The sequence below is a fragment of the Streptomyces sp. NPDC031379 genome, from assembly GCF_055569615.1.
Window position 1 is genome coordinate 71,479 of record NZ_JBVIIT010000035.1, and the last position, 11,132, is coordinate 82,610.

At 64.2% G+C, this 11,132-nt stretch carries 9 protein-coding genes; 7 read left to right on the top strand and 2 right to left on the bottom strand.

Annotation, left to right across the window (positions count from 1 at the left end; all coding sequences use genetic code 11):
• Positions 1-2 precede the first annotated feature (2 nt).
• Together ACZ5CW_RS37145 and ACZ5CW_RS37150 are read right to left on the bottom strand one after the other, a co-directional pair.
• Entirely contained in the window at positions 3-266 is a 264-nt protein-coding gene (locus tag ACZ5CW_RS37145) for a hypothetical protein (protein ID WP_468609492.1), read from the bottom strand.
• A gap of 135 nt (positions 267-401) precedes the next feature.
• A complete protein-coding gene (locus ACZ5CW_RS37150) occupies positions 402-734 on the bottom strand; it encodes an ANTAR domain-containing protein (protein ID WP_468609494.1) in 333 nt (110 codons plus the stop codon).
• Between the two features lie 600 nt (positions 735-1,334).
• Between ACZ5CW_RS37150 and ACZ5CW_RS37155 the strand changes: the two genes are divergently transcribed.
• The 7 genes from ACZ5CW_RS37155 (at position 1,335) to ACZ5CW_RS37185 (ending at position 10,513) form a co-directional block, all read left to right on the top strand.
• Entirely contained in the window at positions 1,335-1,700 is a 366-nt protein-coding gene (locus tag ACZ5CW_RS37155; RefSeq protein WP_468609496.1) for a hypothetical protein, read from the top strand.
• Complete coding sequence (locus tag ACZ5CW_RS37160; protein ID WP_468609498.1) at positions 1,684-5,973, top strand: DUF6531 domain-containing protein; 4,290 nt, start codon at positions 1,684-1,686, stop codon at positions 5,971-5,973. The genes ACZ5CW_RS37155 and ACZ5CW_RS37160 overlap by 17 nt, the downstream gene beginning before the upstream one ends.
• The gene (locus ACZ5CW_RS37165; protein WP_468609500.1) at positions 5,970-6,431 is read left to right on the top strand and encodes a hypothetical protein; all 462 of its coding nucleotides are present in this window, start codon (positions 5,970-5,972) and stop codon (positions 6,429-6,431) included. The genes ACZ5CW_RS37160 and ACZ5CW_RS37165 overlap by 4 nt, the downstream gene beginning before the upstream one ends.
• A 604-nt stretch (positions 6,432-7,035) precedes the next feature.
• On the top strand, positions 7,036-7,413 hold the full coding sequence (locus ACZ5CW_RS37170) for a DUF5958 family protein (RefSeq protein ID WP_468609502.1): 378 nt from the start codon (positions 7,036-7,038) through the stop codon (positions 7,411-7,413).
• Positions 7,414-7,884: 471 nt separating this feature from the next.
• Positions 7,885-8,541, top strand: a complete 657-nt coding sequence (locus ACZ5CW_RS37175; protein ID WP_468609504.1) for a hypothetical protein — start codon at positions 7,885-7,887, stop codon at positions 8,539-8,541.
• Positions 8,538-8,762: an ABC-three component system middle component 6 gene (locus tag ACZ5CW_RS37180; RefSeq protein WP_468609506.1), complete on the top strand. Its 225-nt coding sequence runs from the start codon at positions 8,538-8,540 to the stop codon at positions 8,760-8,762. The genes ACZ5CW_RS37175 and ACZ5CW_RS37180 overlap by 4 nt, the downstream gene beginning before the upstream one ends.
• Positions 8,750-10,513 (top strand): DUF2326 domain-containing protein, encoded by a 1,764-nt coding sequence (locus tag ACZ5CW_RS37185; RefSeq protein ID WP_468609508.1) that lies wholly within the window; start codon positions 8,750-8,752, stop codon positions 10,511-10,513. The genes ACZ5CW_RS37180 and ACZ5CW_RS37185 overlap by 13 nt, the downstream gene beginning before the upstream one ends.
• The last annotated feature ends 619 nt before the right edge of the window (positions 10,514-11,132 follow it).

Consider the following 11,132-nt stretch of genomic DNA (forward strand, 5'->3'; position numbering starts at 1 on the left):
CTTCACCAGTGGTGCAGCTCGCCCGGCGCCGTCCAGCACTCCGGCCCACCACCCTGGCGCGGCCAGACCTCTGGACCACCGCCGTGCCACTCGATGATGTCCGAGTCGACCACGTCCAGCTCGTCCCCGCCCACCAACCCGGCCTGTCGCAGGAGCAGCGTCAGTTCGTGCAAGGAGTACGCCGTGCCCAGGATCTCGTCATCGACGTACACACGTCGGCCGCCGGATCCCCAGGGTGCCTCTACGATCGCGGAACGCTCGACCATGGGCTCAGCTTCCCCCCGTCCGGGCCCGACCGCATTCCGAGGGATGATCCCGGACGGGCGGCCTCGAGCATGCGGGCGGCGTCCCGCCGTCGCTTCCGTGACTCTGCGGGGCACGCAGGCGGCGCTACGTGGTGTCTACAGGCCGTCCTCGGGCGGGTGCGGTGCCGGGAAGCGGGAAGATCTCTGGCGGGCCAGCGCAGTGTCCAAAGCGCCGCGGATCTCCTGGGGCAGCCACGTGGACTGGGGCCAGTGCACGACGTGCGCCGCCACTTCCCGCAGTTTGGTGTTCGTGTTCTGCGAGACCTCCCTGAGGACCGCCCACCCCTGCCTGGGCCCCAAGCCGCTGTAGGCGACCACGACGCCGATCGCCTGGTCGATGACTGCGTGCGAATCGAGAGCCTCTTTCAGCTGCTCGATCTGCTCCCTCAGGTCGGCGGTCTCAGGGCTGTGATCGTCATGCTCGGACATGTCGGGTCCGCTTCCTCCCAAACGGCGTCACCAGTGATGCTGCCCCCTGCCCCCCGAGCGCAAAAGTACGACGCGCGTGTCGCTGAGCGCGGCGCCCTACCGAGGAAAGGCCAGCTCAGCGGGGGTTGCCGCGCCGCCCCTCCTGCCAGCGCAATCCGGCGCAGACGAGGACGCGACCGGCGCTGTGGTCATGGACGGGATCATCGATACGCAGGAGTGGCGGTCGTAGACACCCGGGAAACGCTAGTCACGCAGATAGACACGCACGCGGAAACAAGCGAGGCAGGTACGGAACCGGGCGCGCGTCCGAAGAGCGCTGCCCGCCCACGCGCCTCCCGCCCGACACCGAGCCCGGGGCGGAGGCGCTGTACGGCATTACCGCGGAGTCCCTGATTTTGTCCCCGACCCAACCCGGTGATCAACCGCCCGGAAGCCCTGGGAACGCCGTCACGGCCAGCCACCAGGAGGACCCGTGGAGGAACTCTCGATGGGCACTCTCACCGCCGACGCATTGCGCGCGCATGCAATTGACATGACCTGCCCTTGACCTCTCTCCCCTAGGGTCGGAATCCGCAGCTGCGAACGGGGGAGACGACAGCAATGGGCGACGGCAAGGTCCCCGGCAAGGTGCTGGACATCAAGACCGCCGACATCAAGGCGGCGGCACCTGCCTTCCACCAGGGGGCCATCGATCTGAGCAAGGCGCTGACCACTCTCATTCAGACCCTGGACGGCTTGGGCGAGCCCTGGGGCCATGACGAACAGGGCGACAAGTTCGGCAACGCCTACAAGCCGCAGCAGAAAAAGATCGAGAGCGCGGCGGGCATCCTGGTGCTCGGACTGACGAGCATTCATGAGGCCATGGTGGACATGGCGGACGGGCACGTGGACAACGACCAGCTCATCGCTGGCATGTTCACGGAAGTGAAGACCGACAAGCAGAGCGACGGTGCCGGTGAGCGTTGAGGACAAGGCCCGCCATATCCTTCTCAAGCTGGGCCTGTGGTGGCCTGAGGCCGACTCCGGCAAGCTCCGGGACGCGGCGAAAGCCTGGCGCACCTTCGCGGGTGCCGTCGACGACGTCCGCTCCCCCGTGCACCGCAGCGCGTCCTCGATCATCCATCACAACACGGGTGAGTCGATCGAGGCGTTCGAGAAGTTCTGGGGCCGCTACGCCAAGGACCAGGACGGCGGCTGGCTGAGCGACCTCGCGAAGTCCTCGCGAGAGATGGCCAAGGCGCTGGAGAAGTTCGCCGACGCCATCGACGACGCGATCAACAAACTCTGGACGCAGATCGGCATCGACGCCGCCGTGATCGCGGGCGGAGTGACCCTCGCCTTCTTCACCGCGGGCCTCGCCTCCGGGGCCGCCGTCGCGGCGGCCGACGCGGTCATCGAGTTCGGCGCCACCATGGGCATCGCCGTCACCACGACGGTGGCCGAGATCGCCGCTGGCACCCTCGTCGCCGCCGCGTTCGGCGGGGTCGAATCGGTCGCCGTGGACCTCGCCGTGGCCCAGCCACTGAAGATGGCGACCGGTCTCCAGGACGGCTTCAGCCTGGACGAGGTCAACCAGGCCGCCAAGGACGGCATGATCTTCGGCGGCGCGCTGGGCGCGGGCGGCGGCCTGCTGAAGGCGAGCATGGAAGGTGGGCTGGCCGACACCACCCCCCTGTTGCTGCGCCCGCCCTCGCTCCGCCCCGACCTGGTCGAGCTGGGTCCGGCGGCCCGCAACGCCGAGCGCACCCCGTGTGTGGGCGAGCCGATCGACGTGGCGACCGGCGCCATGCTGATGACGCAGACGGACCTGACCCTGCCGGGCAGTCTGCCGCTGGAGTTCACCCGGACCCACCTCTCCTCCTACCGGGGTGGCGTCTGTTTCGGCCCGACCTGGATCTCCACCCTGGACGAGTGCCTCCAGATCGACGGCGAGGGCGTCGTCTTCGCCGCGGCGGACGGCATGCGCCTGGTGTACCCGGTGCCCGAACCGGGCGTTCCCACGATGCCGGTGAAGGGCCCGCGCTGGCCCCTGGAGTGGGACGGCAAGCCGGACGGCGCGATGACGGTCACCGACCCGACGACCGGCGTGATGCGCACCTTCGCCGCCCCTGTCCCCTCCCCGACCTTCGGCGTCTTCCACCTGGCGCTGGACTCCTGGAGCGACCGCAACGGCAACCGCATCGACGTCGAACGCGGCGACGAGGGCATCCCGTTCGGCATCCGCCACTCCGGCGGCTACTACGTCGCCGTCGACACCCAGGGCCCACGCATCACGGCCCTGCGCCTCCTGGACGAGCCGCCCTCCCGCTACCGCCCATCAGCCGCGCCCGACGAGGGCACGCTCGTCATGCGCTACGCCTACGACACCGCCGGCAACCTCACCGAGGTCATCAACTCCAGCGGCGAACCCCTCCGCTTCACCTACGACACCGAGAGCCGCGTCACCCGCTGGACCGACCGCAACGGCACCTGGTTCTCGTACGTCTACGACGAGCGGGGCCGCGTCGTCCGCACCGACGGCGTCGACGGCATCCTCTCCGGCATCCTGACCTACGACGACACCACCCGCACAACGACGTACACCGACTCGCAGGGCCACGTCTCGGTCCACCGGTACAACGCCGAGGCCCTGGTAGTGGAGGAGACGGACCCGCTCGGGCACGTCACCCGCACGGAGTGGGACGAGTACGGCGCCCATCCCGTCGCGGTGACCGATCCGCTCGGCCACACCACCCGGTACACCTACGACGACGGCGGCAACATCACCGAACTCACCCTGCCCAACCGGTCCTCGGCGCGGGCCGTTTACAACGCGCTCGGACTGCCGACCGAGATGGTCGAGCCGAGCGGCGCGGCCTGGCGGCACACCTACGACGGGCGGGGCAATCTGCTGACGACCGTCGACCCGCTCGGCGCCGAGACACGGTACGCGCACTACGAGGCGGGCCGCCCGACCGCGATCACGAACGCCCTCGGCCATACCCGCACGGTGGCGTACGACGCGGCAGGCTTGCCCAACGCGCTGACGGACGAACTCGGTCACACGACGACGGTCTGTCGCGACCGCTTCGGCCGGATCATCGAAGTGACCGACCCTCTCGGCCACGCCACTCGCCTGGGCTGGACGACGGAGGGCAAGCTGTCCTGGCGCGAATTGACCGACGGCGCGCGCGAGTCGTGGACCTGGGACGCCGAGGGCAACCTGCTCAGTCATACGGACCTCGCCGGAAACACGACTCACCACACTGTGAGCCACTTCGGCGTGCCGGCCACCCGCACGGACCCGGACGGCGCGCGGTACGCGTTTGCCTACGACACCGAGCTGCGTCTGACCACCGTCACGAACCCGCAGGGCCTGACCTGGTCGTACACCTACGACGAAGCGGGGCGGCTGACCGGAGAGACGGACTTCAACGGCCGTACCCTCACTTACACGCGCGATGCCGCCGACCGCCTGGCAGCCCGCACCAACGGCGCCGGACAGACGCTGCGCTTCGTGCGGGACCCGCTCGGACGGGTCGTGGAACAGTACGCCGACGCGGGATCCGTCACGACGTTCGCCTACGGCTCCGACGGCAGCATGAGCCGTGCGTCCAACTCGGATGCCGAGGTGGCACTGTGGCGAGATCTGCTCGGCCGAGTGCTGTCGGAAACCGTGAACGACCGGATGACCACGTATGCCCACGATGCCGTCGGTCGTCGTACCCGACGGGTGACACCTTCCGGGCTGGTCTCCGAGTGGACGTACGATCCGGCAGGACGCCCGCTCAACCTGCGATCGTCTGCGGGCGCGCTGGATTTTGTTCACGACGCCGCGGGCCGCGAGACACAGCGCGACGTCAGTACGCAGGCGACGCTGACCCAGACGTGGACCGCGACGGGGCTGCTGACCAGGCAAACCCTGACCGCCGCCTCGGACCGCCTACTCCAGCACCGGACGTACGCCCACCGAGCAGACGGGTACCTCACCGAGGTCCGAGAGCTGACCTCGGGCACCCGCCGCTTCGACCTGGACGGCATGGGCCGCGTCACCCGAACGCGTGCCCACGGCTGGAGCGAGACCTACGCGTACTCCCCGGCGGGCAACCTGATGCACGCCGCGTCGCCCGCCCATGGGGCACCCGGTGAGCGCCGGTTCGACGGCACGCTAGTCCGCTTGGCCGGTCGCACCTCCTATGAGCATGACGCCGAAGGCCGTCTCGTGCGCAGGACCCGCAAGCTGCTGAACGGCCAGACCCATACCTGGACCTACACATGGAACGCCGAAGACCACCTCACGGAGGTGACCACCCCGGACGGAACCCGATGGCGATACGCGTACGACCCGCTCGGCCGACGCGTCTCCAAGCATCGGGTGGCCGAAGACGGTTCCGTGGCCGACCGTACGGATTTCGTCTGGGACGACGTGTGTCTGACCGAGCAGACCGCGCCGGATGGCTGGGTCACCACCTGGGACTACGCACCGGACAATCCCCGCCCGGTCGCCCAGACGAGCCACAAGCCGGCCGGGATGACCGGCAATGCGTCGTTCCTGGCGCAGTTGGCGGAGGAATCGGACCCCGAGCGCGGCGCTCGGTTCCACGCCGTCTTCACCGACTCCGTCGGTACACCCATGGAGCTGGTCTCCGCGACCGGAGAGCTGGTCTGGCAGCGCCGCACCAGCCTGTGGGGCACCAGTTTCCCGGCCCCGGAGGAGGACGCGTCGCCGGTCGACTGCCCGCTGCGTTTCCCGGGGCAGTACGCCGATCCCGAGACGGGCCTGCATTACAACCTGCACCGGTACTACGATCCCGAGACGGCGCGGTACATCAGCGCCGATCCGCTGGGCCTCGTCCCCTCACCCGATCACCACGCGTATGTACCGAATCCGCTGAGCTGGAGTGACTACCTCGGCCTGGCAGGAAAGGGGCCGACGGGGCCGCAGAACCCGTTGAACTTCGGGCAGGGGTACACAGGTCGGCGCGACCCCTTCCCCGTGGGCAACAAGGGAATGGACGTGGAAATTCACGTCTACGACAAGTCCATGCGCGAAGTCGGGCTGTTCAACAGTCAGGGATGGTTCAATAAGCACGGCATCAAAGCCGCGGAAGTCGAAGTCCCGCCCGCCGTGGAGAACGCCATCAAGGGCCGGATGATCTATGAATTGCGAAAAGTCGGCCGAATTGGCCCCAAGGGGACCGAGGACATCAGCGGAGACAAATGGAGGCGACCGCCTCTCGCCGCGGAAGGTTGCAAATGAAGTACGTCACGGCCGTCTGGGATGATGGCGGGTTCTATGTGGATCCGAGGGCTTACCTGGCCGAACTCCCAAAGTTTCGAGATCAACTGCCGACCGGGGCTAGGGAATTCGCGTCTGATCCGGCGCATTACGCTTTGGGGCACGGAAACAGTCGCTGTGTCAAAGATCTGGAATTTTCCGGTATTCAGGTGGCCACCGACAAAAGCGGAGGGCTGACACTGAAATTCGCCCCGAATCAGTGGAAGCATGAAGCCGGGCTGCGTATCAGCTATTCAGGGGTGAAGCACTTCTCCATCGACTATGCGCATGCCATCGATTGGATGCTGGTCGACACCGTGCTTCTCGACGAGATTCTGCCGGATGAGCACGGCGGTTGCGTGCATGAGATCGCGCTCACTGACGCGTCGATCACCGTCCGCTGCGAGGACCTGCAGGCTGTCTGGGGAGACGCTGACTGAGGAACGAGCCGAGGTCGCCGGCCCATAAAAGGATGACTTCGAACGGCATCCGGCCCCGACCTCGGCTCATCGTCTGTCGGCCGCTTGCAGACCGGCGTCGTCGGTTCCGGCGCGGACGCTCCGCCGGCCGGCCACCCGCCTGCTGGACGAACTGGTCCCGTCACGAGGGGGATCCGGGCGTATCCCGACTCGGCTATGGCAAAACGACCCCAGGAACCACTCAGGGGCCTGATCCACTTCGTGGATCAGGCCCCTGACCTGGTACTGCACTGTCGGGGTGGCGGGATTTGAACCCACGACCTCTTCGTCCCGAAGCAACTTGGGTGAGGGTACGGCCTGGGGCTGATCTGGCTCTCACCTGGTGCAACGGTCCGCAGGCGTCCGCGGTTGTCCGCCGCTGTTCGTCTGCGTTGTCACGCAGTTAGACACTCACTCGGGACTCGGACCACCAGGAAGGTGCTGCGCGAGTTCGACTGGGGAGCCTGCTGCCTGCGTCAGATGGCTCCGTCGTCAGGGTGCGGGAAACCATGCTGCCCACGGGTGGCCGTGCGCGTACCGTCGGTCTGAACCATGGGGGTGGAAGTCTGTGTTGTACGCACACGAGGTGATCCTGAACGAACTCGCACAGGGCCTCAGACCTGTGGACGAGGGCGTCGAGTGGTTCGAGGGCCTCTCAGAGGGTGACCAACGTAAAGTCCTGCACGCACTGGTGTTGTTCTGCGGGCAGGCTAGCGCACGCAAAGAGGACGTGCCGGAGAGCATCGCGCGTTCCGGCATTCGCCCCACTCACACGCCGGCGGTGATGCTCACGAAGTGGCGCTTCGGGATGGAAGCACTTCCGACCTACGAACTAACCAAGTCCTTCCGCCTGCTCGTCGCCCTCTTCAGCATCGCCGACACCCGCAGGCGGACGCTGCACTGTGCCGGCGGATGTGGTCACGCGTGGCACAACCTGCCGGATCCGCCACGCGACGCAACCTGAGGTGTCCTCTGCCGTGGGTTTTGTCGGGGATCTTGATGAGCTTGTTGCCGGTCACCATCCGTGGGCTCGGGCGCCTGGTGGTCGTCGTTGGTCACTGTCAAACGGCTTTGGACGGCCCGGAGACAGCCCAGGGGGACGGCTCCAGCCTTGCAACGATCGCCCACAGTCAACGGACTAAGGGCTCTTTGCTCGGCGGTGCAGCAAACGGTCCCGCCAGCGGGCAGCGACGTCTGTAGCCGGCCGATGCCTCGGGCAGTCGTGCTCGTTACGTACAGCATGACCACCCCCACGCCTACCTTGATCTGGCGCCCAGTCGAGGGCCTAAGTACTCTCAAGAGACGACAAGTTGGGGGGAACGTGGGAGCTAGCCGCTCATACACAGAGCAGACGCTAAAGCAGTTATTTGGATCTGCGGCAGGGAGGTGCGCATTCCCGACGTGTCGCCGGAAGATTATTTTTCCTGCTACAGACGTGAGCACGGCCACCATCACTGGTGACATTGCACATATCGTAGCGTTCGCCGACTCGGGCCCCAGGGCAGATAAATCGGTCGAAATGAAGCAGAAAAATAGCTTCGAGAACCTACTGCTGCTGTGTGCTGCATGCCACCGTCTCGTAGACGGCCAACCGGAAGAGTATACGAACGAGGTTCTCTTCGCTATGAAGCAGGACCATCTTGCATGGGTAGACAGGAACTTGGAGTCTGAGATGGCAGACATCAAGTTTCCTGAGCTAGAGGTCGTCTGCAGTCGAATCATCAGTTCAGAATTGGCTGATTCAACGCCCTATATCGCCCTACCGCCACCTGAGAAGATCACTCACAATCAGCTGGGTCCCAGCAGTGCAAAGAAAATAACCATGGGCTTGATGCAAGCCCCGCTCGTCGCCGGCTACATCGAAAAAATGATTACTCACGTCGACCCGGACTTTCCGGCTCGCCTTATAGCCGGGTTCCGGGTTGAGTACGACAAGCACTTCCATAATGGGGTGCGCGGTGATGGGCTTTTCGCACTCCTAGAGCTCTTTGCGGCTGGGCGCGGGGCAGATTTTGACAGACATGCCGCTGGCCTAGCGGTGTTGGCTCATCTATTTCAGATGTGCGACATATTCGAAACGACATCCGCATGATCGCGCCGAGCAAATACGTCACGACCGATAAATCAATCCTAGGTCAAGCGACGACGATCCTTAAGGCGCGTCAAAGTGGAGCCACCGTTTCCGAACTTTGGGATAGGGTGCGCAAGGGCGACCCAGACCTTTCTTATGAGCGCTTCATTCTGTGCCTTGATTTTCTATACATCGTTGGGCTCGTTGACATTGAAGGAGGTACACTCGAATGGCGAAACTGAAAATCAGGAGAGTCTTTGCCAACCAGCCCTCCTTTCGTGAGGTGGCCTTTTTTGACGGCATAAACCTGGTCGTGGCAGAGCGCTCTATCGGCTCCACCGAGCGCGACTCCAGAAACGGGGTCGGGAAGAGCACGCTGATTGAAGTAATCCACTTCTGCCTTGGGTCTTCAGTAACTCGAAAGAACGTCATCTACGAGCTGCGGGAAACCGACTGGGCATTCTCGCTTGATCTCGAAATTGACCGCCACAGCGTCACGGTGACTCGCTCCTTCGAGTCTCCGTCCACAGTCATACTGTCAGGGAATACGGACTCCCTCGCGGAAATGATGGCTGCGAAGGTCTCATTGTCGGGAGAGATCCAGGTGACGGTGAAGGCTTGGAAGGAGTACCTGGGGCGGCTTTGCTTTGGTCTCGCAGAGGATGCTGCCTCGATGGCGAAGTACTCTCCGTCGTTCCGTGCTCTGATCTCATACTTCGCACGCTCCGGACGCGATGCGTATTTGGAACCTTTCACTACTTCACGCCAAGTCCGCAGCTGGCAAAAGCAGGTGTACAACGCTTTTCTAGTTGGTTTGAACTGGCGTCATGCCGCCGAATGGCAAGAGCTTAAAGACAACGATAAAAGGGTCAGGGCTCCGTCGCATACCTCCGCAGCGCAGAAGCGCCAGGCACTGGCTAAACTGGAAAATGAGCGCGTGCAGTTGATCTCCGACCAGCAGCGTCTGCGTGATCAAGTCGCGACATTCCGCGTCGTGCCGGAGTACGCAGAAGTAGAGGCACAGACGCGGGCCCTTACTGACGAAATGCGTGAGCTGGCAAATGAGTCCACCGTGATCACGCAGGTAATTAAGCGGTACGAGGAGCAAATGCGTGCCGAATCACCTGGAGATCTTGAGCGAGTCGAAGAACTTTACAGAGAAGCAGGTTTGCTGTTCTCTGAGACAGTCACGCGCAGCCTGTCCGACGTGCTTCGTTTCCACAGCGACGTGACCAAGCATCGGCGAGAATATCTGCGCAACGAGCTAACACGACTTCGCGCGCGTTCAACAGAAATCCAACGTGAACTCGACGCGCGTGATCGCGAGCGAGCGGACTTGATGCGGACTCTTAATGCTGGCGGAGCGGTCGAAGATCTCGGAGCCCTTCAATTCAAGCTCGGTCGAACGCAAGAACGGCTGGATGAAGTAGAGAAGCGGATCGAAGAACTTGAAAGCGTTGCCGCTGAAGAGGCTACGGTGGCATCTGGGCGCCAGGCGCTCCTAAGCAGAGCGCTCCTCGATCGCGCAGAACGTCGGCCTCGATGGTCACAGGTAATTTCCAACTTCGTCGATGTTACACGCTACCTGTATGGGCAGCCAGGTGAACTGAGCTTCGGGCTGAGCGAAAATGGCTTCACCTTTGAGACCAAGCTGCAGCGTCGGGGGTCTAATGGCGTGGATTTGATGGCCATTTTCGCCTATGACATGTCTGTGGCGCGCGTGTGGCAGAGTCACGATAGTCACCCGGGCTTTCTGCTGCATGACAGCTTGCTTTTCGAAGGCGTGGATGAACGGCAGATCGCCCTAGCGCTCAGTTATGCAAAAATGCACAGTGAAAGCGAGGACTTCCAATATATCGCTTTCATTAACAGCGATAACATCCCCATGGCAGATCTTGATGAGCTAGGGCTTCCCTGGCAAGGATTCATACGGCTCACGTTGGGGGATGCGCGGCCCGAAGACACCCTCTTGGGATTCCGATTTGGTCAGTAGAAGCTGATCGGCCGGCTTGGCGACGCGCAACGCAGTCATGGCGGGACGTGAAGCAGCAGGGTGGAGATCAGCCCACCACACTCCTCAGCTCCCATCCCGTACGCCGTCGACCCACACACCGTGGAGCGGGCGTGGTTCATGGCGTCCAGGTGGAGCGCGCCACTGTACGAACGACCTGGACGCCATGAACCACGTCTGCTCGGCTCTGCCTGGGTCGACGGCGTACGGGATGGGAGCACCCTCACGCACGCCACTACGGACCCGCAGCCGGGACGGAGCCCCCCCTCCTCCCGGTGTCGGCCGATCCCCCGCCGGAGGCATCGTTCTGACCATGACCGCTCCCGTGCGGAAGTCGCCTCGTGGCCTTCGGCTTGTTGTTGTGCGCGCGGTGCGGGCGCCGGCCGGGCTGGAGCGGGGCGAAGACAGGAGCGCAGGCCCGGCCGGGGGCCGGGCCGCGCGCGGTGAGCGGAGCGAGCCGCCTTGAACCAGTAGAGAAAGTTGTAACTCAGTCGGGCTTCCGGGGCTTTGTCTTGTCTCGGTTGATGCTTGACGTTGTGGCTTCACCTGATGCTTGACACCGCTTGCCTCGGCTTGGCTGTGCGCGTCGTATCCGCGTGCA